This is a genomic window from Citrobacter sp. RHBSTW-00671 (genome assembly GCF_014103415.1).
GTDB lineage: Bacteria > Pseudomonadota > Gammaproteobacteria > Enterobacterales > Enterobacteriaceae > Citrobacter.
Genome location: NZ_JABXPR010000001.1, coordinates 3,495,709 through 3,518,112 on the forward strand (window position 1 = coordinate 3,495,709; position 22,404 = coordinate 3,518,112).

At 53.1% G+C, this 22,404-nt stretch carries 26 protein-coding genes and 1 riboswitch; of the genes, 14 read left to right on the forward strand and 12 right to left on the reverse strand.

Annotated elements, in window-relative coordinates; genetic code table 11:
- Positions 1–7: 7 nt before the first annotated feature.
- The 12 genes from HV261_RS16845 to pduF form a co-directional block, all read right to left on the reverse strand.
- Positions 8–793 (reverse strand): cobalt-precorrin-6A reductase, encoded by a 786-nt coding sequence (locus HV261_RS16845; protein WP_202038918.1) that lies wholly within the window; start codon positions 791–793, stop codon positions 8–10.
- Complete coding sequence (locus HV261_RS16850; RefSeq protein ID WP_048211983.1) at positions 790–1,515, reverse strand: precorrin-3B C(17)-methyltransferase; 726 nt, start codon at positions 1,513–1,515, stop codon at positions 790–792. The genes HV261_RS16845 and HV261_RS16850 overlap by 4 nt, the downstream gene beginning before the upstream one ends.
- Positions 1,515–2,570: a cobalt-precorrin 5A hydrolase gene (gene cbiG, locus HV261_RS16855; protein ID WP_202038919.1), complete on the reverse strand. Its 1,056-nt coding sequence runs from the start codon at positions 2,568–2,570 to the stop codon at positions 1,515–1,517. Before cbiG ends, HV261_RS16850 begins: the two co-directional genes overlap by 1 nt.
- Positions 2,551–3,324, reverse strand: a complete 774-nt coding sequence (locus HV261_RS16860; protein WP_202038920.1) for a cobalt-precorrin-4 methyltransferase — start codon at positions 3,322–3,324, stop codon at positions 2,551–2,553. The genes cbiG and HV261_RS16860 overlap by 20 nt, the downstream gene beginning before the upstream one ends.
- Positions 3,317–3,886 carry a decarboxylating cobalt-precorrin-6B (C(15))-methyltransferase gene (locus tag HV261_RS16865; RefSeq protein ID WP_137382360.1) on the reverse strand — a complete coding sequence of 190 codons (570 nt, stop codon included), beginning with the start codon at positions 3,884–3,886 and terminating at the stop codon, positions 3,317–3,319. The genes HV261_RS16860 and HV261_RS16865 overlap by 8 nt, the downstream gene beginning before the upstream one ends.
- Entirely contained in the window at positions 3,876–4,481 is a 606-nt protein-coding gene (locus tag HV261_RS16870; protein WP_202038921.1) for a cobalt-precorrin-7 (C(5))-methyltransferase, read from the reverse strand. The genes HV261_RS16865 and HV261_RS16870 overlap by 11 nt, the downstream gene beginning before the upstream one ends.
- On the reverse strand, positions 4,475–5,614 hold the full coding sequence (cbiD, locus tag HV261_RS16875; RefSeq protein ID WP_137382362.1) for a cobalt-precorrin-5B (C(1))-methyltransferase CbiD: 1,140 nt from the start codon (positions 5,612–5,614) through the stop codon (positions 4,475–4,477). Before cbiD ends, HV261_RS16870 begins: the two co-directional genes overlap by 7 nt.
- Positions 5,611–6,243, reverse strand: a complete 633-nt coding sequence (locus HV261_RS16880) for a cobalt-precorrin-8 methylmutase (protein WP_040231934.1) — start codon at positions 6,241–6,243, stop codon at positions 5,611–5,613. The genes cbiD and HV261_RS16880 overlap by 4 nt, the downstream gene beginning before the upstream one ends.
- A 10-nt stretch (positions 6,244–6,253) precedes the next feature.
- Complete coding sequence (gene cbiB / locus HV261_RS16885; protein WP_202038922.1) at positions 6,254–7,213, reverse strand: adenosylcobinamide-phosphate synthase CbiB; 960 nt, start codon at positions 7,211–7,213, stop codon at positions 6,254–6,256.
- Positions 7,210–8,589 carry a cobyrinic acid a,c-diamide synthase CobB gene (locus HV261_RS16890; protein ID WP_202038923.1) on the reverse strand — a complete coding sequence of 460 codons (1,380 nt, stop codon included), beginning with the start codon at positions 8,587–8,589 and terminating at the stop codon, positions 7,210–7,212. Before HV261_RS16890 ends, cbiB begins: the two co-directional genes overlap by 4 nt.
- An 88-nt stretch (positions 8,590–8,677) precedes the next feature.
- Positions 8,678–8,852, reverse strand: a riboswitch (cobalamin riboswitch).
- A 333-nt stretch (positions 8,853–9,185) separates the two neighbouring features.
- Entirely contained in the window at positions 9,186–10,097 is a 912-nt protein-coding gene (gene pocR / locus HV261_RS16895) for a transcriptional regulator PocR (RefSeq protein ID WP_202038924.1), read from the reverse strand.
- Between the two features lie 202 nt (positions 10,098–10,299).
- Positions 10,300–11,109 (reverse strand): propanediol diffusion facilitator PduF, encoded by an 810-nt coding sequence (pduF, locus tag HV261_RS16900; RefSeq protein ID WP_048211992.1) that lies wholly within the window; start codon positions 11,107–11,109, stop codon positions 10,300–10,302.
- A 525-nt stretch (positions 11,110–11,634) separates the two neighbouring features.
- Here pduF and pduA point away from each other — a divergent pair.
- Genes pduA through pduP form a run of 14 tightly spaced genes read left to right on the forward strand, consistent with a single transcriptional unit; the run spans position 11,635 to position 22,398 of the window.
- Positions 11,635–11,916: a propanediol utilization microcompartment protein PduA gene (gene pduA / locus HV261_RS16905; protein WP_003030255.1), complete on the forward strand. Its 282-nt coding sequence runs from the start codon at positions 11,635–11,637 to the stop codon at positions 11,914–11,916.
- The gene (gene pduB / locus HV261_RS16910; protein ID WP_115643530.1) at positions 11,916–12,728 is read left to right on the forward strand and encodes a propanediol utilization microcompartment protein PduB; all 813 of its coding nucleotides are present in this window, start codon (positions 11,916–11,918) and stop codon (positions 12,726–12,728) included. Before pduA ends, pduB begins: the two co-directional genes overlap by 1 nt.
- 18 nt (positions 12,729–12,746) lie before the next feature.
- Positions 12,747–14,411 carry a propanediol dehydratase large subunit PduC gene (gene pduC / locus HV261_RS16915; protein WP_005128020.1) on the forward strand — a complete coding sequence of 555 codons (1,665 nt, stop codon included), beginning with the start codon at positions 12,747–12,749 and terminating at the stop codon, positions 14,409–14,411.
- A gap of 10 nt (positions 14,412–14,421) precedes the next feature.
- Entirely contained in the window at positions 14,422–15,096 is a 675-nt protein-coding gene (pduD, locus tag HV261_RS16920; protein WP_202038925.1) for a propanediol dehydratase medium subunit PduD, read from the forward strand.
- A 14-nt stretch (positions 15,097–15,110) separates the two neighbouring features.
- The gene (pduE, locus tag HV261_RS16925) at positions 15,111–15,629 is read left to right on the forward strand and encodes a propanediol dehydratase small subunit PduE (protein ID WP_137382368.1); all 519 of its coding nucleotides are present in this window, start codon (positions 15,111–15,113) and stop codon (positions 15,627–15,629) included.
- 15 nt (positions 15,630–15,644) lie between these two features.
- Positions 15,645–17,477, forward strand: coding sequence for a diol dehydratase reactivase subunit alpha (locus HV261_RS16930; protein WP_202038926.1), 1,833 nt, complete (start codon positions 15,645–15,647; stop codon positions 17,475–17,477).
- On the forward strand, positions 17,467–17,817 hold the full coding sequence (locus tag HV261_RS16935) for a glycerol dehydratase reactivase beta/small subunit family protein (protein ID WP_202038927.1): 351 nt from the start codon (positions 17,467–17,469) through the stop codon (positions 17,815–17,817). Before HV261_RS16930 ends, HV261_RS16935 begins: the two co-directional genes overlap by 11 nt.
- Before the next feature lie 19 nt (positions 17,818–17,836).
- Positions 17,837–18,112: a propanediol utilization microcompartment protein PduJ gene (pduJ, locus tag HV261_RS16940; protein WP_001057752.1), complete on the forward strand. Its 276-nt coding sequence runs from the start codon at positions 17,837–17,839 to the stop codon at positions 18,110–18,112.
- A gap of 24 nt (positions 18,113–18,136) precedes the next feature.
- Complete coding sequence (locus HV261_RS16945) at positions 18,137–18,601, forward strand: BMC domain-containing protein (RefSeq protein ID WP_202038928.1); 465 nt, start codon at positions 18,137–18,139, stop codon at positions 18,599–18,601.
- Complete coding sequence (gene pduL / locus HV261_RS16950; RefSeq protein WP_202038929.1) at positions 18,601–19,233, forward strand: phosphate propanoyltransferase; 633 nt, start codon at positions 18,601–18,603, stop codon at positions 19,231–19,233. Before HV261_RS16945 ends, pduL begins: the two co-directional genes overlap by 1 nt.
- Entirely contained in the window at positions 19,230–19,721 is a 492-nt protein-coding gene (gene pduM, locus HV261_RS16955) for a microcompartment protein PduM (protein ID WP_137382373.1), read from the forward strand. Before pduL ends, pduM begins: the two co-directional genes overlap by 4 nt.
- Before the next feature lie 3 nt (positions 19,722–19,724).
- Positions 19,725–20,000 carry a EutN/CcmL family microcompartment protein gene (locus HV261_RS16960; protein WP_137382374.1) on the forward strand — a complete coding sequence of 92 codons (276 nt, stop codon included), beginning with the start codon at positions 19,725–19,727 and terminating at the stop codon, positions 19,998–20,000.
- A gap of 8 nt (positions 20,001–20,008) precedes the next feature.
- On the forward strand, positions 20,009–21,016 hold the full coding sequence (gene pduO / locus HV261_RS16965) for a two-domain cob(I)yrinic acid a,c-diamide adenosyltransferase PduO (RefSeq protein ID WP_202038930.1): 1,008 nt from the start codon (positions 20,009–20,011) through the stop codon (positions 21,014–21,016).
- Positions 21,013–22,398, forward strand: a complete 1,386-nt coding sequence (gene pduP / locus HV261_RS16970; protein ID WP_202038931.1) for a CoA-acylating propionaldehyde dehydrogenase PduP — start codon at positions 21,013–21,015, stop codon at positions 22,396–22,398. Before pduO ends, pduP begins: the two co-directional genes overlap by 4 nt.
- Positions 22,399–22,404 lie beyond the last annotated feature (6 nt).

Sequence of the window (22,404 nt, forward strand, 5' to 3'; positions counted from 1 at the left end):
TTACTCCTTAAGCAGCGGCCAGCCAGCGCGTTAAACGCGCCCCAAATGCGGCCTGACTTTCCAGTAATTCTTCTCCCGTCACCAACGGTGCCGGGCGTGTAATCACGATGCAGGGAATACCTGCATCCAGACAGGGCTGAACTTTTTCCTGATAACCCCCTTCCGCGCCTGACGCTTTGGTGATCATCACATCCGCCCGACACTGGCGATAAAACGCGGCATTGAACTCGGCGCTAAACGGGCCACACAGCGCGAAGATTTCACCCACGCCAAACCCCAGATCCGCGCACTGTTGAATCACCTCTGGCACAGGCAGTACGCGTGCCAGCAGCGTCTTCTCCGGTAATCCTGCACGCCAGATAGCCAAATCTTTACTGCCGGTCGTCAGCAACACGCGTTCGCCAAAACGACGTGCTGTTTCACATGCTTGCTGGATGCTCTGTACGGTGTGCAGATGCGGGTGAGTTAAATCACTCAACTGTTCAGGTCGCTGATAGCGGCTCAACAACACGCCGGCCGCTTCACAGGCGTTCATGATGTTGCGGCTCACCACCTCGGCATAAGGATGTGAAGCATCGATCACCCAGCGCGTCCGGTTTTCCTGCAACCAGGCAATCATTTGTTCGCGTTCCAGACGCCCGCAGCGAACCTGACCTTTGATGTCACCTGCCAGTTGCTTACCTGTTGGCGTCGCCACCGACAGGGTATAAGCGACATTTGCCGCATCCAGTTGCTGGCACAGCATGCGCGCATCGCTGGTGCCGCCCATAACCAGCACGTCACCGTAATTCACAGCACATAGCCCCGTGGTGTAATCATCAGCCCATCCTGTACATAGGTGGTTTTGTTGCCGACAATCACCAGACTGGTCATATCCACCGGTTCAAAATCCATATCACCGAGCGTAGTCAGCCATTTTTCCTGTTTTTTACGACCGGCCGACTTCACGATACCTACTGGTGTTTGTGCGCTCTTGCTGGCGGAAAGCAGTTCAAATGCACGCGCCAGATGTCCTTCACGACCGCGACTGCGCGGGTTGTAGAAACAGATAACGAAGTCAGCTTCACCGGCAGCAATAATACGTTTTTCAATTACCGGCCACGGCGTTAACAGGTCACTCAGGCTGATATGGCAAAAATCGTGCATCAGCGGTGCGCCAAGCAATGAGGCGGCGGCAATACTTGCCGTCATCCCAGGGATCAGCCGAACCTCAACATCCAGCTTTTGCTTGCTGACCAGCTCAAGCACCAGCCCGGCCATACCGTAAATCCCGGCGTCGCCGCTGCTAATCAGTGCCACGTTGTGGCCAGCCTGCGCCAGTTCGATTGCGGCCTGGCAGCGTTCAATCTCTTTGCACATCCCGGTTTTGATCACCTGCTTATCGCCAGTGAAAGCTTTTACCAGATGGGTGTAGGTTTTATAGCCAACAATGATTTCCGCCGCCTGGAGCGCTTCAACGGCTTCCATGGTCATCATTGCCTGCGAGCCAGGGCCAATTCCAATTACGCTTAACATCAGTGTGAAACTCCCAAAGTGATCGTGACGCCCTGTTCGCGCAGGGTTTCGCCTAACAGTTGTCCGTGGCTCAGCAGCCAGGCTGCAGGACCGGAAACGCTTCCTGTCCCCACCGTTTTGCGAACAAACGATGAGGCCGGAAAACGGTGTTCATGCTCACGCAGCGCGTCAGCGGTAAAGGTTTCGAAAGGCACGCGGCAACAGGAGGCCAGCTGGATAAGCCCCTGTTCGTCTTTTTTCAGCGTGATGCTGCCAATTGCTTTTAACGCCAGCGGGTCGAGGCGCTGGGCTTCGAGTTGGCGTGCCAGCAGCGCAGCTAACAGTGGGAACGGCGTATCCCGCCGACAGCCAATTCCGGCAACCACTCGCTGCGGTACCAGCTTCCAGTGCACAACGGGCAGTTCAGGCAAGTTGTTGCGCAAGGTAATACAAATCAGCGCATCCAGTTCAGGCAGCTGATTGAGATCGGTCACCGTGATAAATCCACGGCGGTCGCAATGGCTGACGTCCTGTGCCAGTTCGTCATCCCACCACAGACCAACCCGTTTGTTGCTGACCAACATCTGGTTAACGATTTTGACCGCCGAGCGGAAATCATTCATACGGGCATTTAACTGGAACGCCAGCGTGTCCAGCGCCGCCATATCATTGACATCCGTCGCGGTGGTAATGACAGGATCGGCCCCCAGCATTCCCGCCAGATAACGCGCCAGTGCATTCGCGCCCCCCGCATGACCGGAGAGCAGACTAATGACATGCTGGGCACGTTCATCAATGACCACCACCGCCGGATCGCAAAATTTGTCGTTGACCAGCGGAGCCAGCACACGCACGGCAATGCCGGTTGCACCGATAAAAATCAGCGCTGAGTAATTCGCAAACGCATCGCGCGCGGAGTTAGCAAAACCGTTGTCGAAAGGAATAAATCCCTCCTCCAGCAGTTTTTCACTGGTGAAACAGGTTACCGGCAGCATCGCCGCCAGACGTTTAGCAAGCACAACGCCGCCGGGGGTCAGGCAAAATAGCGCGAGTGATTCAGGCTTTACGGTATTCATGGCTAAAATCCGCCGCATAGAGTTTGGAGTAGTGATACTCCGAGCCCAGGAAGTTCCCGACCAGAATGAGCGCCGTTTTACGGATACCTGCGTCGCGAACTTTGTCGCCAATATCTGCCAGGGTACCGCGCACGGTCTGACTTTCCGGCCAGGTTGCCTTGTAGATCACCGCCACTGGCGTGGCCGCTGGGTAACCGCCTTCAATCAGACGCTCAGCAACCCGGTGGATGCGTTGGACGGAAAGATAAATCGCCATCGATGTCTGGTGACTGGCAAACGACTCCAGTTGTTCACGTTCCGGTACCGGCGTGCGACCTTCCAGACGGGTAATGATGAGACTCTGCGACACTTCCGGTACGGTATACTCGACACCCAACTCCGCAGCCGCCCCCAGGAATGCGCTAACGCCAGGCACCACCTGCCAGTCGATCCCGCGTTTGGTCAGCTCTTCGCCTTGCTCGCGCACAGAGCCATACAAGGAAACATCACCGGTTTGCAGACGCACGACGGTTTTACCGGCTTTCACACCCGCTTCCATCAGATCAAGGATCTGCTCCAGATGCAGTTCGGCGCTGTCATGGCATTCCGCTTCGGCCGGGCAATATTCCAGTAACTCAGTGTTAATCAGCGATCCGGCATAGATAACCACCTGTGCCTGCTGGAGCAACCGGTAACCTTTGAGGGTAATCAGCTCGCGATCGCCAGGACCTGCGCCAACAAACCACACACTACGGGGATCAAAAATCTCAGACATGGGTTCCTTCCTTCTGACAGGCGATAACAAATACGGGGTTATTCGGTTTGAAATAGTGACCACTACCCAGCGTGGCAAGTGAGGAAACCTGCAGTTGCAGGCAATCCACACCCTGAATGCCAAGGTGGTCCAGATGAGCCAGAGCGGTGTTGAGGTTTTCCTGAAGGATAAACGTCATCACCAGTCGCCCTGCGGGATGTAACTGACGCATTGACCAGTCGATCAGATCGGTCAGATGGCCGCCGCTACCGCCCATGAAAATGGCATCGGCTTTTTCCGCAATCGTCATCGGCGCGATACCGGGAAAAATATCGATGTTTGCACAGGCAAAATGCTGACGGTTTTCGTCCAGCAGCCTGAGTGCATCCGGATTACGCTCGATCGCCGTGATACGCAGCCCTGGATATTGCAACGCCGCCTCAATCGACACGCTGCCGGTTCCCGCGCCGATATCAATCAGATGGCTGGCGCGGTGTAATTCAAGTTTTGAGAGGGCGAGTGCACGTACCGCTTCTTTGGTCATCGGCACTTTCTCTCCACGTAGAAAAAGCTCATCTTTCATCGAGGATCACCACTGCATTCATGTCATAGTCGGCTGTAATTTTGCTTACAGGCAGGCAGTGGATACGTTCATTGTCCATCGCCAGGTTTTCGCCAATCACCATCCAGCGATGTCCTTTGCCTCTGGCCACCAACTGCTGTGCAATTTCACGCGGGCCACACAGCGCGTCGGTCACCATCGCAACCTTGTGATGTCGCGCCAGCTCATCAAAACAGACACTGCGACCATGGCTACTGGTGAGCCACATGTCGTTCATATCAATACCAGCTTGCGCACACAGATACTGAACGGCGCTAATACCGGGAATAATGCGTACATTTTCAATACCAAAATGCGCCACCATCCGCGTGCCAATGCCGTAGAACAGCGGGTCGCCTGAGGCCAGTACCACTACGTTTCGCGCCTGATGTTCGCCGATCCAGTGCAATAGCTCCGGAATATTGGCGCCAAGAGCAAACCGTTCACCGGCAAAATCCGGGAACTGCTGCAGATGTCGCTTGCCACCGACCAGCACGTCGGCCATTGCAACCGCGTCACGCGCCACCGGCGTCATCAAATGCAACCCAGCGGGCCCCATCCCTACAACGGTTAACATTCCATCTCCTCTGCGATCTCCGCGACCGGACGATTGCTGCCGAGAACCTGATTATCAAAAGAGAACATGATGGCGTCGCAGGTCGGGGGATTTTTCGTAAAACGCAGGGTTTGCAGGACGCGCATACAAATACGCTTCGCCAAATGGTTGTAAATGTGTTGAAAACCGTATGCTTCGATATGTTCCATCGCGGCTTCGGTCGTGTCACAGTCGCTGACCAGCGTCAACAGTTCCAACGGCGCGCCAAGTAATGCGAGGTGAGCCACCAGCGTTTCCATGCGGGCATCAGCGATATGACTGTGGGTATGGAAGATCCCTGCCGCGATTTTGATAAGTTTGCCGGGATGGCCCACCAGCACGATCTGGCGGAATCCCAGGCGCACCGCTTCTTCAATCATGTAACCGACAAAGTTGCTCATAGTGACCACAACCTGTGTGTCGATCCCCATCTGTTCACGCACAAAACGTTCGCCGTGATTACCCGGTACCAGTACGACGCGATCCAGCCCTGCCGCGCGTTTGATCTCCAGCTCCAGCGATAGCGAACGTTTCCAGCTCTCTTCCGACATCGGCGTAACAATGCCCGTGGTACCAATGATCGAAATACCGCCCAGAATCCCCAGGCGCGAGTTGTAGGTTTTTTGCGCCCGCTCTTCACCTTCAGGCGCAAAAATCTCGATGTTTGCCCCGCGATTTGGTCCAATCGCTTCACGTACTGCGGACTCAATGGTCTGACGAGGTGTCCGGTTAATCGCCGAACTGCCCACCGGTAAACCAATTCCTTTACGGGTCACCGTACCGACACCTTCACCGCCCTGTAAGACGATCTCTTTACTATCGTCTAACGTCACGCGGGCAAAGATCAGCATCCCATGCGTGGCGTCCACATCATCACCACCATCTTTGCGGATGGCGGCAATCGCCTGCTGCCCTTCAATATGCGGTGACTCCACGTTCAGGCATAACGTCACCCCGGAAGGCGTCACAATGGAAACCTGATGGATCAGATGCTGGCGCAGCACCATCAACGCAGCGACTTTTGCCGCCGCCGTCGCACACGATCCCGTGGTGTACCCTTTACGCAGCGCTTTACCGTTGTGCCACACTGGCGTATCGAAGGACTGGTCGCTCATCGCGCCCCCTGCATGTGATAAAGCATGGCGTTGACGATGGCGGCAGCGACGTTACTGCCACCTTTGCGACCTAATGCGGCAATGGCGGGCAGATGACTTTGTGTCAGTGCGTCCTTCGACTCCGCCGCGCCAACAAATCCTACCGGTACGCCAACCACACCGCTGACAGGTGCATCATGCTCCAGCAGGCGGAACAACGCGGTTGGCGCGTTGCCAAAGACAAACAGTTTTTCGCCCTCTTCCTTCACGGCAATGTCGACTGCAGCCATTGAACGAGTGATCCCCTGTTCTTTTGCAGCCCGCACCACACGTGGGTCGCTGATGTAACAGCGGCATTCGCCACCGAATTTTGCCAACAGGGTTTTGTTTATCCCGGAAAGCGCCATCGTGGTGTCGGTATAAATCACGCTCGGGCGACTCAATGCAGCGCAAAACTGTTCCAGCACATCACTGGAAAACCATAGAATGTCCAGCCAGTCGAAATCCGCGGTGGTGTGGATCACCCGCTTGATGATGGCTTCATGCAACGGACTGGCAAACTGATAATCCGGGCGGGTTTCACTGATAATCTCGCCAATGATGTCGAAACTTTTGGCCTCAATCGCTTGAGGTTGCTGGATATAGTGCATTTTGTTGTCCTCAGGCGACACCGAGCCACAGCCAGCGCAGCGCCATAAAAAGCGCCAGTGCCAGGGTCGATGCTACCCACATCAATCGAATCGTTTGGGAAATGTCGTCTACAGAAATGTCTCGTTGTTGATCGCCAATCCACGGTTTCTCAACGCGCTCGCCGAAGTAGTCATTGGGTCCCCCCAGGCGAATACCTAATGCGCCGGCCACAGCAGCTTCCGACCACGCGCAGTTTGGGCTGCTATGGTTGTAGCGATCGCGCCAGCCAATCTGCAAAGCGCGTGCGCCGTCCTGGCGGCATAAGAACGCCGCCACACCCAGCAACAACCAGCTCAGTCTTGCCGGAATAAAGTTAGCGACATCGTCCAGACGGGCGCTGACCATGCCGATAGCACGGTATTTTTCATGTTTGTACCCCACCATTGAATCGAGGGTATTCACCGCTTTGTAGGCCATCGCCAGCGGCGCACCGCCCAGAAAGAGGAAGAACAGCGGCGCGATGATGCCGTCAACGGTGTTTTCCGCCACGGTTTCTACCACGGCGCGGTTGATCTGTTTTGGTTGCAGCTGTGAGGTATCACGTCCCACAATCCAAGAGAGTTTTTCCCGACTTTCGGCGAGATTATTGGCACGCAATGGACGCTCAACATCCAGCGCAGCATTCGCCAGACAACGCCCCGCCAGCACGGTAAAGATCATCCACACCTCTACGCCCCATCCCAGCCACGGGTGAATGGAATTCGCCAGCGTCAGCACACCCCAGGAAACGCCCCATGTCACACCGACCACCACGATCCACATTACGGCACCGCCGATTCTCAGCGTGCTATCACTATGGCAATAACGCCGAATGACTCGCTGGACTGCGGAGATAAGGTTGCCAATCCAGCGCACCGGGTGAGGCCAGTTCTGCGGATCGCCAATGATAAAATCCAGCAGCCAGGCAACGCACCATGCGAGTATCGTCATAGCGCGTTCCTCGCAGCGGCCAGCCAGTGATTGAGCATTTCGGGACGCTGGGCAAAATGAACGTGCAGATAACTGGCGAAGGTATTTCCGACCTGCCATCCGCCTGACCAGGCCTGCAGCGTTTTGCCATCACGCACCTTGCGGCAATTCATCACTGCCGGGATTTCAGGGGTAAAATCGGAATAGTGGAATTCATGTCCGCGCAGGACTTCACCAGCCGTTGCCAGCAATGTTTGCTGTGTAGCTTGTGCCTCGCAGTAGCCAAACCGGGTCAGCCGCTTACCCATTTTGCTATGCCCAGGAATGATATCCGCCATTAGCCAGCGCTCGCCGTTGCTGTCCTCCAGTGAGCTACCGAGATACATCAACCCTCCGCACTCTGCATAAATAGCGACGCCACGCTGATGCGCCGCTCGCAGTTGCTCCAGCATGGTGACATTACGGGCCAGGGCCGCAGCATGCAGTTCCGGATACCCACCGCCTAACCAAATCATCTGGCAGTCCGGTAAGCAGGTATCGTGCAGCGGGCTAAAACGAACAATGTTGAGGCCTGTACGCGCCAGTAACGTAATGTTATCCGGATAATAAAAGTTGAACGCCTCGTCATCAGCAATGGCCAGCGTTAACCCTGCGCCTGCGTCTGCAGCAGGCAGTGCGGGCCATTCACCGACAGGAAGATTGTTTGACGCGCTTAAGGCCAGCAGCGCGTCGATATTCAACGTCTGTTCCAGCGTCGCGGCAAAATCCTGCCACGGCTGCTGGTTGATAACTGACTCACGAGCGGTAACCAGACCCAGATGACGCTCAGGGAGCGCGACGCCTTCCATGCGGGGAACGTAGCCTAATACAGGTACGGAGCAGTAACGCTCAATCGCAACTTTGAGTAGCTGGTAATGTGTTTCGCTGTTGACCCGGTTAACAATCACGCCTGCAATGTTCAGACTCGGATCAAAATGCTGGAATCCCATCACCGTGGCGGCTATCGAAGTGGAAACCGCCTTACCATCAACCAGCAAGATGACCGGGCAACCCAACTGTTTCGCCATCGCCGCAGTACTGCAGTAATCAGGGTCGGTGCCATAGCCGTCATACAACCCCATAACGCCTTCGATAACGGCAATATCCGCGTGCTGCATCTGCTCGCAAAATAAGGCATTCAGTGTAGAGGTGGGTAGCATGAAGCTATCAAGATTGCGGGAAGCCGTGCCGCACACCGCGGTGTGCCAGCCAGTATCAAGGTAATCAGGACCGACTTTGCATGGCTGGACGCGTAAACCGCGCTTTTTCATCAGGCTCAACAAGCCCAGCGTCACCGTGGTTTTGCCACAGCCGCTACCGGTACCTGCAAGAACAAATGCGTGAAAACTGGCCGCCATACCCTGATCCTGTTCAGGGTGGTAGGGGTGTATAGATACCCAGTCTCTCGACTGTATGCATCTGCGCAACCCACTTCCCACCGAAGTTGTTGGTAGTCACCGACAGGCAGGTCTTCTGGCTTAGCGTCGTCCTCGCCCGTCCTTCCCAATCTTGCGATCAGTGGTCTATACGGGGTCGTCAGCATCACAGCAGCGGGGGCTGCGGGGGATTATCACCCCCTTCCCTACCACAAATGTGGCAAACCTGTCAGTTCAAGAGCCGATTTAATTTGGCTCTGTGTCTTGAGGCAAATTCACGACCTCATGACAATAATTCAATTTAATATCTAGCCGGGTACATTCAACCAATGTTATGGCCTCAACCCGTTTATTCATATGTTCATTTTTTGTAATGAAAGCGTCATTAAAGAATAAAGAAAGTCTTTCACACAGACACTGTATCTCATCACAAAAATAAAAACTGGTGCAGTTTATCCCTCAAATACTATTATTTTGTTGCGCTATGACAATTTATTGACTGCTGTAGTTATTTTTCATTTTATAATGACAGACATAGCGTACGATATCAAAAATCGGCAATAGCAAATTATTGCTATTTAAGCGGTATCTTCAGATGAGATGACATTTATTTGCTGCCGGAAAGCCTGCGGCGTAACCTGGTACGTTTGACGGAAAACTTTGCAAAAATAACTGGTTTGTGAAAAGCCTAAATTTCGCGCAATACTGGCGATGCTCCAGTCACTATGACAAAGCAACTCTTTGGCGCTCGCCATTCGCTGTTGATTTACCCATGCGTTAAACCCTATCCCCTGATATTTTTTGAACAATTTGCTGAAATAGTAAGGACTGAGATAAACGTGAGAGGCAACATCTTCCAGACGCAGCTCGTCTGATAAATGCGCATCAATATAACGCAAGGCTTTCTTCATTTTACTGTCATGAGGGTTCGGGCTACGATTAGCCCGCACCGGCTCTGACTGTTGCGGATTGTCTTTGATTACGACGAAATTCAGTTGTTTTTTAAGACAATTTTCCACAATGAGCTTTAGCAAATCCGCGGAAGCAATAACCCGCGAATAGTCCATTTCCGGTACATTACGAAATTCACTCACCAGTTCGGGATCGGCTTGCCAACGGTCGTCCACGTTCAGAATATCCACCAGCCCCACGTCATTGCTTAGGCGCACCTGACCACATAAGACAAACCCAACCAGATGTCCCGCGATGACCAGCGGAATGGAGAAGTCAGTAAGCCCGGCATGGCAGCGATAAATGCAGGGTTGATCGGATTTTGAGGCTTCCAGTCCCCCACAGCGATCGCTCATACGACATCGCGTACTATGCTGAGGATGCTGGCGCATCAACTGGCAAAAAGGAGTGAAATTAAAAAGCTCAGAAATTTCATCACCGTGAATATTGACAACCACAACAGCCAGACTGGTGGCCTGCGCAAAATCCTGTGCGATTTTATTAATGAGTTCTGAGTTCAGGGCACTCGCAGAAATCATGATAAAACCTCTCAGTTAATTTATTGTTATAGATAAAACATATTATTTACATCTGCTTTTCATCTCGCGATCCAACGCAATGATAAAAGGCGTATTCGAACATAACAAAAGTCTCCCATTCTTGGGAGACTTTTTAAGCGGTTCAGGAAACCCGATCACGAAAACAGTTTTTACATTTCAAAAATAAACATTTTCCGTGAAGCTAGCGCTCATTTTCCTCCAGCTTACAGCTATTACACGGTAAGTTTTTGCCAATAAAGTAACGATAAATTGCTGCTCCCGCACAAGCGCCAATGATAGGTGCCACGATCGGGACAATAAAGTAAGGAATATCACGCCCCCCGGTCATCGCAACATCGCCCCAGCCCGCCATCCATGCGAACAATTTTGGCCCAAAATCACGAGCCGGATTCATGGCGAATCCGGTAAGCGGCCCGGTCGATGCCCCAAGAACAGCCACCAGAATACCGATCAGTAGTGGTGCTAACGGGCCCCGGGGAATCCCATTGCCATCATCGGTGAGCGCCATGATCATCCCCATCAGAATGGAGGTAATCACAACTTCCACCAGTGCAGCCTGCCAGACGCTGAGTGCAGCGGCAGGATAAGTACTAAATATGCTAGCAAGCTGCAAACTTTCGAGGCTGCCCCGCACCATGTGGTGGGCGGTTTCGTACTCGATAAACAAACTGCCATACAACAGATAGGCGAGCAGAGCGCCACCAAAGGCACCAGCTACCTGAGCAATGGAGTACGGCAACACTTTGCGGCCAGGAAAACAGGCAAACAGCCACAGTGCGATGGTGATAGCGGGATTGAGATGCGCACCCGAGATCCCTGCTGTCAGATAAACTGCCAGAGAGATTCCCAGTCCCCATATAATGCAGATCTCCCACAACCCTAAACTGGCACCGGCTACTTTCAGGGCGCTCAGGCATCCAATGCCAAAAAACAAAAATAACCCGGTACCCAAAAACTCGGCAATGCATTGCGCTTTTAGTGAATCGTTCATTGTGACACCTTCTAAGCAGAGTTCGTGTCTTTACCAGCGGTCTCCTTGCTGGCTCGTAGAATACTTCGAGACTTACTATAAAAAGCGGTGTCGGCAAATTGTTGGCAACCTGAGGGCGGTATGTGCGTCAAAATCGTGTTGTGATAGCAAATTCTTGTCATCACTTTTATAAAAACACGCCACCTAATGAGCCAAACCCTTATTAAAAGCATATTTATAAAATAATAAAATATTGCTTATAGCAGATGTTAATTTTCAAACAACCATCACAATTTCATTTTCATCGCATAGCAAATGATATTTACCTTGTCACCTTCAAAAGTGTAAATATGGAATTAACATAACTAATTTGTCACATTGACAACATTTAATAAATCTTTTAAAAACAACACATTACTGTAAATAATAGCAATTTTATATCACCCTATCATCACTATTTTTTCACTCACACTTTCAAGTCAGCCATTCTTTTTCCTCGCTTCTTTTTATAGTCATGAAAATCGGGACAACCCAGGCGAGGTCTTTATGCAACAAGAAGCGTTAGGAATGGTAGAAACCAAAGGCTTAACTGCAGCCATAGAGGCCGCAGACGCAATGGTGAAATCAGCCAATGTGATGCTGGTCGGCTACGAAAAAATTGGTTCAGGGCTGGTAACAGTCATTGTTCGCGGGGATGTCGGCGCGGTTAAAGCAGCAACAGATGCCGGTGCCGCCGCCGCACGCAACGTGGGAGAAGTGAAAGCCGTACATGTGATCCCACGCCCTCACACCGATGTCGAAAAAATCTTACCGAAGGGAATTAGCTAATGAGCAGCAATGAGCTGGTTGAACAGATCATGGCGCAGGTGATTGCTCGTGTGGCAACGCCAGAACGGCAAGCTATCCCTGAAAATACTCACCCAACACGAGAAACGGCTATGGCAGAGAAGAGCTGCAGTTTAACGGAATTTGTCGGTACTGCGATTGGCGACACCGTCGGTCTGGTGATCGCCAACGTAGACAGTGCCTTACTGGACGCGATGAAACTTGAAAAACGCTATCGCTCCATCGGTATCCTCGGCGCACGCACAGGCGCAGGCCCACACATCATGGCCGCCGATGAAGCGGTAAAAGCCACCAATACTGAAGTCGTCAGTATTGAGCTTCCTCGTGATACCAAAGGCGGCGCGGGTCACGGCTCGCTGATTATCTTAGGCGGTAACGACGTTTCTGACGTGAAGCGCGGGATTGAAGTTGCGCTGAAAGAGCTGGATCGCACCTTTGGCGATGTCTACGCCAATGAAGCCGGACACATCGAAATGCAATACACGGCACGCGCCAGCTACGCGCTGGAAAAAGCCTTTGGCGCGCCAATTGGTCGTGCCTGTGGCGTTATCGTCGGTGCTCCGGCCTCCGTTGGTGTATTGATGGCCGATACGGCGCTGAAATCCGCCAATGTTGAAGTGGTGGCCTACAGTTCCCCCGCTCATGGCACCAGTTTTAGCAACGAAGCCATTCTGGTCATTTCCGGTGACTCCGGGGCTGTGCGTCAGGCCGTTATCTCAGCCCGTGAGATCGGTAAAACCGTGCTGGCGACCCTCGGCTCAGAACCCAAAAACGACCGCCCGTCCTACATCTGATATCAGTGAGGCTGATTCATGAGATCGAAAAGATTTGAAGCACTGGCGAAACGCCCTGTGAATCAGGACGGCTTCGTTAAGGAGTGGATCGAAGAAGGCTTCATTGCGATGGAAAGCCCGAACGACCCTAAGCCGTCGATTAAAATCGTCAACGGAATGGTCACTGAGCTGGACGGTAAATCCGCCAGTGAATTTGATCTGATTGACCACTTCATCGCACGCTACGGCATTAACCTGGCTCGCGCTGAAGAGGTGATGGCGATGGACTCGGTTAAACTCGCCAATATGCTTTGCGACCCCAACGTCAAGCGTATGGACATTGTTCCTCTGACCACTGCAATGACGCCAGCGAAAATTGTGGAAGTGGTTTCGCACATGAACGTCGTTGAGATGATGATGGCAATGCAGAAAATGCGTGCCCGCCGTACCCCATCTCAACAAGCACACGTGACTAACGTCAAAGACAACCCGGTACAGATTGCCGCCGATGCGGCAGAAGGCGCCTGGCGTGGATTTGATGAGCAGGAAACAACCGTTGCTGTTGCGCGTTACGCACCGTTTAACGCGATTGCTCTGCTGGTAGGTTCGCAGGTTGGACGCCCTGGCGTGTTAACTCAGTGTTCTCTGGAAGAAGCCACCGAGCTGAAACTCGGCATGTTGGGCCACACCTGTTACGCAGAAACCATCTCCGTCTACGGTACTGAACCCGTCTTTACAGACGGTGACGACACGCCATGGTCAAAAGGTTTTCTGGCCTCTTCTTACGCCTCACGCGGCCTGAAAATGCGCTTCACTTCTGGCTCCGGTTCAGAAGTTCAGATGGGCTACGCCGAAGGCAAATCGATGCTTTATCTGGAAGCGCGCTGCATTTACATCACCAAGGCAGCTGGCGTTCAGGGTTTGCAAAACGGTTCCGTAAGTTGCATTGGCGTACCGTCTGCCGTGCCATCAGGCATTCGCGCGGTACTGGCGGAAAACCTGATCTGCTCGTCACTGGATCTGGAGTGCGCCTCCAGTAATGACCAGACCTTTACCCACTCCGATATGCGTCGTACTGCTCGTCTGCTGATGCAATTCTTACCGGGTACAGATTTCATTTCATCTGGTTATTCCGCTGTTCCGAACTACGACAACATGTTCGCCGGTTCCAACGAGGATGCCGAAGATTTTGACGATTACAACGTCATCCAGCGCGATCTGAAAGTCGACGGTGGTCTGCGTCCGGTGCGTGAAGAAGACGTTATCGCCATTCGTAATAAAGCAGCTCGCGCACTGCAGGCCGTATTCGCCGGGATGGGATTACCGCCAATCACCGACGAAGAAGTCGAGGCCGCGACCTACGCCCACGGTTCAAAAGATATGCCAGAGCGTAACATCGTTGAAGACATCAAATTTGCGCAAGAGATCATCAATAAAAACCGCAACGGCCTGGAAGTGGTGAAAGCCCTTGCTCAGGGTGGGTTTACCGATGTGGCGCAAGACATGCTCAACATCCAAAAAGCCAAGTTAACCGGAGACTATCTGCATACCTCCGCCATTATCGTCGGCGACGGACAAGTGCTTTCCGCAGTGAATGACGTCAACGATTATGCCGGTCCGGCAACAGGTTATCGCCTGCAAGGCGAACGCTGGGAAGAAATTAAAAACATCCCTGGCGCACTTGATCCCAACGAGCTTGGCTAAGGGGTGAACAATGGAAATCAATGAAAAACTGCTGCGTCAGATAATTGAGGATGTGCTGGCTGAAATGCAGACCAGCGATAAACCTGTTTCTTTTCGCGCATCGGCCGCGACCAGCGCGCCACAGGCTGCAACGGTACAGGGTGACAGTTTTCTGACCGAAATTGGCGAAGCCAAACAAGGTCAGCAGCAGGACGAAGTCATTATTGCCGTAGGTCCGGCGTTTGGACTCTCACAAACCGTCAATATCGTCGGTATTCCGCACAAAAATATTTTACGCGAAGTGATAGCCGGTATTGAAGAAGAGGGAATTAAAGCACGCGTAATCCGTTGCTTTAAATCTTCCGATGTTGCGTTTGTGGCTGTGGAAGGTAACCGCCTGAGTGGTTCCGGGATCTCAATTGGCATTCAGTCCAAAGGCACAACGGTTATCCACCAGCAAGGGTTACCGCCGCTTTCTAACCTGGAGTTGTTCCCACAGGCGCCGCTGCTGACGCTGGAAACTTACCGTCAGATTGGTAAGAACGCCGCGCGTTACGCCAAGCGTGAGTCTCCGCAACCGGTCCCGACGCTGAATGACCAAATGGCGCGTCCGAAGTATCAGGCGAAATCAGCCATTTTGCACATTAAAGAGACCAAATACGTCGTGACGGGCAAAAACCCGCAGGAACTGCGCGTGGCGCTTTGATAAAGGATAACTCCATGAATACCGACGCAATTGAATCGATGGTTCGGGATGTGTTGAGCCGGATGAACAGCCTGCAAGGAGAAACAACCTCTCCCGTTACGGCGGCAGCTCCAGCACATACCGCAAAAGTCACGGATTACCCCCTGGCGAATAAGCATCCTGAGTGGGTCAAAACCGCAACCAACAAAACGTTGGATGACTTCACGCTCGAAAATGTTCTGAGCAATAAAGTGACCGCGCAGGATATGCGTATCACGCCTGAAACGCTGCGTATTCAGGCGGACATCGCCAAAGACGCCGGCCGTGACAGACTGGCGATGAACTTCGAACGTGCAGCCGAACTGACTGCTGTACCTGACGACCGCATTCTTGAGATCTACAACGCGCTACGTCCTTATCGCTCAACGAAAGACGAGTTGATGGCCATCGCCGACGATCTGGAGAGTCGCTATCAGGCGAAGATCTGTGCCGCGTTCGTTCGTGAAGCAGCAGCGCTGTATGTAGAGCGTAAGAAACTTAAAGGCGACGACTAACGTCAGGGTGAAACGATGCGATATATAGCTGGCATTGATATAGGAAACTCATCAACGGAAGTCGCACTGGCAACCCTGGATGAGACTGGCGCGCTGAGCATCACCGGCAGCGCACTGGCGGAAACCACCGGGATTAAAGGCACATTACGTAATGTGTTTGGCATTCAGGAGGCACTTACGCTGGCGGCAAAAAACGCCGGTATCAATGTCAGCGATATTTCGCTCATCCGTATTAACGAAGCCACTCCGGTCATTGGTGACGTGGCGATGGAAACGATAACCGAAACCATCATCACAGAATCCACCATGATCGGCCATAACCCTAAAACGCCGGGCGGCGTCGGGTTAGGCGTGGGCGTCACTATTACGCCGGAAGACCTCCTCAGTCGTCCGGCGGATACGCCCTATATTCTGGTCGTATCATCGGCTTTCGATTTTGCCGATGTCGCCACGATGATTAATGCCTCCGTCCGTGCCGGATACCGGTTAACCGGCGTTATTTTGCAGCAGGACGATGGCGTGCTGGTCAGTAATCGTCTGACTCATCCCCTGCCCATCGTCGATGAAGTCCTTCATATCGACCGCATCCCGTTGGGTATGCTGGCTGCCATTGAGGTCGCGGTTCCAGGCAAGGTTATCGAAACCCTTTCTAATCCCTACGGGATTGCAACCGTCTTTGGCCTTAATGCCGACGAGACCAAAAACATTGTCCCCATGGCCCGCGCACTGATTGGCAACCGTTCTGCGGTAGTGGTGAAAACGCCGTCAGGTGATGTGAAGGCTCGTGCAATACCAGCCGGAAACCTGGAACTGCAATCGCAAGGACGAACCGTGCGCGTCGACGTCGCGGCAGGTGCCGACGCAATTATGAAAGCGGTTGGCGAATGCCCGAAACTGGATAACGTCACCGGAGAGGCGGGAACCAATATTGGCGGCATGCTGGAGCACGTTCGCCAGACAATGGCTGAATTAACCAACAAACCCAGTCATGAAATTTTTATTCAGGATCTGTTGGCAGTTGATACTTCAGTTCCAGTCAGCGTGACCGGGGGACTTGCCGGCGAGTTTTCACTGGAACAGGCCGTTGGTATTGCTTCTATGGTGAAATCAGATCGTCTGCAAATGGCGATGATTGCCCAAGAAATCACGCAAAAGCTCAACATTGACGTGCAGGTTGGCGGCGCCGAAGCCGAAGCCGCTATTCTGGGCGCCTTAACCACACCGGGTACCACACGTCCACTGGCTATTCTGGATCTTGGGGCCGGATCTACTGACGCCTCTATCATTAATCCTAAGGGCGACATTATTGCCACACACCTGGCGGGCGCAGGCGATATGGTCACGATGATTATTGCCCGCGAACTGGGTCTGGATGACCGTTATCTGGCGGAAGAGATCAAGAAGTACCCGCTGGCGAAAGTGGAGAGTTTATTCCACCTGCGCCACGAAGATGGCAGCGTCCAGTTCTTCCCAACACCTCTCCCGCCGACCGTCTTCGCTCGCGTATGCGTTGTCAAACCGGATGAACTGGTGCCACTGCCCGGCGATCTGGCGCTGGAAAAAGTGCGTGCCATTCGCCGCAGCGCTAAAGAGCGTGTTTTTGTTACCAACGCGCTGAGAGCGTTGCGACAGGTTAGCCCGACCGGGAATATTCGGGACATTCCTTTTGTCGTTCTGGTTGGAGGTTCCTCGCTGGACTTCGAAGTTCCGCAACTGGTTACTGATGCACTGGCTCATTATCGCCTGGTTGCGGGTCGCGGCAATATTCGGGGCACGGAAGGCCCGCGCAACGCGGTTGCGACGGGGTTAATTCTCTCCTGGTACAAGGCATTCGCTCATGGAAAGTAACCTCACGGCACCCGCTATCGTGATAGTCGCCATGGGCGACTGCGCAAACATCTGGAATGACGTTCTGCTGGGCATTGAAGAAGAAGGTATCCCCTTCGTGATTCAACAGACTCACTCGACTGACATTATCCACAACGCATGGCTGGCCGCCTGTCAGTCACCGTTGCTGGTCGGCATTGGATGCAGCCGGGAAAAGCTGGTTGTGCACTATAAGAATCTACCCACCTCAGCGCCACTTTTTACGCTGATATATCAACAAAATAGCCACGCTCGCCGGAGCATTGGTAATAACGCTGCGCGACTGGTAAAAGGCATCCCCTTCCGGGACTGCCACTCATAATCCACAGGAGAAAAGCAGTATGAATAACGCACTGGGACTGGTTGAAACAAAAGGGCTTGTCGGCGCTATTGAAGCCGCTGATGCCATGGTGAAATCCGCAAATGTGCAGTTGGTTGGCTACGAAAAAATTGGCTCAGGACTTATCACCGTGATGGTCCGCGGGGATGTCGGTGCCGTAAAAGCGGCAGTAGATGCAGGAAGCGCAGCAGCGAGTGCTGTTGGAGAGGTGAAATCCTGTCACGTTATTCCACGTCCACACAGCGACGTTGAAGCCATTTTACCTAAATCCGCATAAATCGCCGTAAACAAGGAGCACAGCGTGAAGCAATCACTGGGATTACTTGAAGTTAGTGGTCTGGCATTAGCCATCAGTTGCGCGGACGTCATGGCGAAAGCCGCTTCCATCACGCTGGTGGGCCTCGAAAAAACCAACGGCTCAGGCTGGACGGTGATCAAAATCATCGGGGATGTGGCCTCCGTTCAGGCGGCTATATCCACCGGTGTTAATTTAGCAGAGCTGCGAAATGGACTGGTCGCGCACAGGGTCATTTCCAGGCCGGGAGAAGGCATTCTTTCCCACAGTGTGCCCGTGCAGCCAGCGCCAGAACCGATACCTGATGTATCGCAAGAGCAAGAAGAGATGGCTACAGAAATTGCATTACCTGAAGCTGCGCAACAGGCAGAGTTGATTAGCTGTAATCTGTGTCTTGACCCTGCTTGCCCTCGCCAGAAAGGCGAGCCACGCGCTCTCTGCCTGCACTCGGGCAAACGAGGTGAAGCGTAATGGATAAACAGCAACTGGAAACAACGGTCAGTAAAATACTGGATGAAATGCGTGAACGCCCTATTCCTCTCGGGATTTCGAACCGCCACATCCACCTCTGCGCCGAGGACTACATTCGCCTGTTCCCTAATCAGCCGATTAGCGAGAAAAAGGGCCTGTTGCAGCCCGGACAATATGCCGCAGATCAGACCGTCACGCTGGTCGGACCGAAAGGTCAGTTAAAGAATGTGCGTTTGCTTGGTCCACTGCGTAGTACTAGCCAGGTGGAGATATCGCGTACCGACGCCCGCACACTAGGCATCGCAGCACCGCTGCGCATGTCAGGTAATATTCAGGGAACACCTGGCATTCGTCTTATCAGCCCCTTTGCTGAACTGGAGTTACCCTCCGGGGTTATTGTTGCCCAGCGACATATCCATATGTCGCCGTTGGACGCGCTGATACTGCGCGTATCTCATGGCGATAAAGTCTCCGTGGCAATCAATGGCGATGAACGCCGACTGATTTTCGATAATGTCGCCGTACGCGTTTCACCGGATATGCGCCTTGAGATGCATATCGATACAGACGAAGCCAATGCCGCAGGCGCTGATAATCCGCAGGCATTTGCCACATTGGTGACTCCACGATGAACAACGAACTGCTGCAACGCATCATTGAGGAAGTTGTTTCCCGGCTCAAAAAACGCGCGGAAAGTACCATCACGCTGAGCGTCGCACAGTTACGGGAAATCGATTCCCGGACATTATGTTGTCAGTACTCGTCACTGCACCTCCTGCAGGCAGACCTGCCCTTGCTGGAGAAAATTGCCGATTGCAGTCCGTCCAGTGTCGCGGTGGTAACAATCCACGAGGCGCTGGCATGCGGGCTTCACGTAAAAATCTCTCTACAGCATCGGCTGCTACCGGCACTCCCCGTGAAAAAGCTCGCGCGACTGCCGCTGGAGTTCAGTAATGAACTGGGGCACATCGTCATGCTGCATCCTGAAACACTCTTAAGTTATGCCGATGTTGCCCAACTTAACGGTGGCATCCTGGTGTTGCGTCGTTGCTGTGTCGTGACGGCACTGGCTCGGGAAGCGATTAGTGCGCGAAATGTTCAATTAATTAAGCAGGAGTGAACCATGTATCTGGCAAGGGTTACAGGCGTTGTAGTTTCTACGCAAAAGTCGCCATCACTGGTGGGGAAAAAACTGTTGCTGGTACGTCGGGTGAGTGCTGACGGAGAGCTTTCCGCGTCCCCGATAAGTGGAGATGAAGTTGCCGTTGATTCTGTCGGCGCAGGAACCGGCGAACTGGTATTACTCAGCAGTGGTTCCAGTGCCAGACACGTTTTTTCCGGTCCCAATGAGGCCATCGATTTGGCGATCGTCGGCATCGTCGACACGCTTTCTCGTTAGGAGGAACTATGGCGATTTATACCCGCACTGGCGATGCCGGCACGACAGCGCTTTTTACCGGACAACGCGTGAGTAAATCGCATCCACGCGTTGAAGCCTACGGTACGTTAGATGAACTCAATGCCGCATTGAGCCTGTGTGCCTGCGCGGTAAAAAGCCAGCAACATCGTCTCTTACTTGAAGATATTCAGCTGCAATTGTTTTGGTTCAGTGCCGAACTGGCCAGCGAAAGCGAACAGCCCTCACCCGATCAGCGATACATCAGCTCCGAAGAAATTGCGGCTCTGGAAGCCGCCATCGATACCGCCATGGGGCGAATTCCTCCACTGCGCAGCTTTATTTTACCTGGCCGCAGCGAAGCCGCCAGCCGACTGCACTTCGCCCGCACGCTGACTCGCCGCGCAGAACGGCGGCTGGTCGAACTCTCGGCCAATGTCTCCATCCGACATGTGTTGATGCGTTATATCAACCGCCTGTCCGACTGTTTATATGCGCTTGCACGCGCCGAAGATCATGACACTCATCAAAACGACATCATTCATAAAGTCGCTGAGCGCTATCTTGCAGCCACGCGCACAGCAGTCACCAGGGAGTCGGCTATGTCTCTGTCTTTTCAGGAGCTCCATCAACTCACTCGCGCTGCGGTAACGAGAGCAGAAGAACTTCAGGTTCCGGTCGTCATCAGCATTGTCGATGCGAACGGGACCCAAACGGTGACCTGGCGCATGCCTGACGCATTACTCGTCAGTAGCGAACTGGCGCCGAAAAAAGCCTGGACCGCCGTGGCGATGAAAACCGCCACGCATGAGCTGGCATCGGTGGTACAACCAGGCGCCGCGCTTTACGGTCTGGAAAGCCATATGCAGGGAAAAGTCGTCACCTTTGGCGGCGGCTACGCATTATGGCGAGAGGGTTTACTCCTTGGGGGTCTTGGCATCAGCGGAGGAAGCGTTGAGCAGGATATGGACATTGCAGAAACGGCCATTGCGGCGATTAACGTGAGAACACATCAATGAATACTTCAGAACTTGAAACCCTTATCCGCAACATTTTGACTGAGCAACTCGCACCGGCAACATCAGACGTTAAAGGAAAGGGTATCTTTCCGTCCGTCGGCGAAGCCATCGATGCTGCTCATCAGGCTTTTCTGCGCTATCAGCAATGTCCGCTAAAAACCCGCAGTGCCATCATTAGCGCCCTTCGGGAAGAGCTGACGCCTCATCTGGCTTCTTTGGCCGCAGAAAGCGCAGCGGAAACGGGAATGGGAAACAAAGAGGATAAGTTCCTTAAAAATAAAGCCGCGCTCGACAACACCCCTGGCATCGAAGACCTCACCACCACTGCACTTACCGGTGACGGTGGCATGGTGTTGTTTGAGTATTCCCCATTTGGGGTGATTGGCTCCGTTGCGCCAAGTACAAACCCCACGGAAACCATCATCAATAACAGCATCAGTATGCTGGCCGCGGGAAACAGCGTTTACTTCAGCCCGCACCCTGGCGCAAAAGCGGTATCACTGAAACTGATTGCCATGATTGAAGATATTGCCTTCCGCTGCTGCGGGATCCGGAATCTTGTCGTCACGGTCACAGAACCTACTTTTGAAGCTACCCAGCAGATGATGGCTCACCCTAAAATCGCAGTTCTGGCGATTACCGGCGGCCCTGGCATTGTTGCTATGGGTATGAAAAGCGGGAAGAAAGTTATTGGTGCTGGCGCAGGAAACCCGCCCTGTATTGTGGATGAAACTGCTGACCTGGTTAAAGCAGCTGAAGATATCATCAACGGTGCATCGTTTGATTACAACCTGCCCTGTATTGCTGAGAAAAGCCTGATTGTTGTCGATGCTGTTGCTGAACGACTGGTCCAACAAATGCAGTCTTTTGGCGCGTTACTTCTGCACAACGAAGACATCAACAAACTGCGCGCCGCCTGTCTGCCTGAAGGCATAGCCAATAAAAAACTGGTTGGAAAGAGTCCAGCAGCCCTGCTTGAAGCTGCGGACATACCGGTTCCGGCAAAAACACCTCGCCTGTTGATTGGCATCGTCAATGCTGACGATCCATGGGTCACCAGCGAACAGTTGATGCCAATGCTGCCCATCGTGAGCGTAAAGGATTTTGACAGTGCACTGGCGTTGGCACTGAAAGTTGAAGAGGGACTGCATCACACTGCCATCATGCATTCACAAAACGTGTCACGTCTGAATCTTGCTGCCCGCACCCTTCAGACCTCTATCTTTGTGAAAAATGGCCCCTCTTACGCCGGTATTGGTGTCGGTGGTGAAGGCTTTACCACCTTTACTATCGCTACCCCTACTGGTGAAGGCACAACGTCAGCGCGAACTTTCGCACGCTCTCGTCGTTGCGTGCTCACCAACGGTTTTTCTATTCGCTAATGAGGC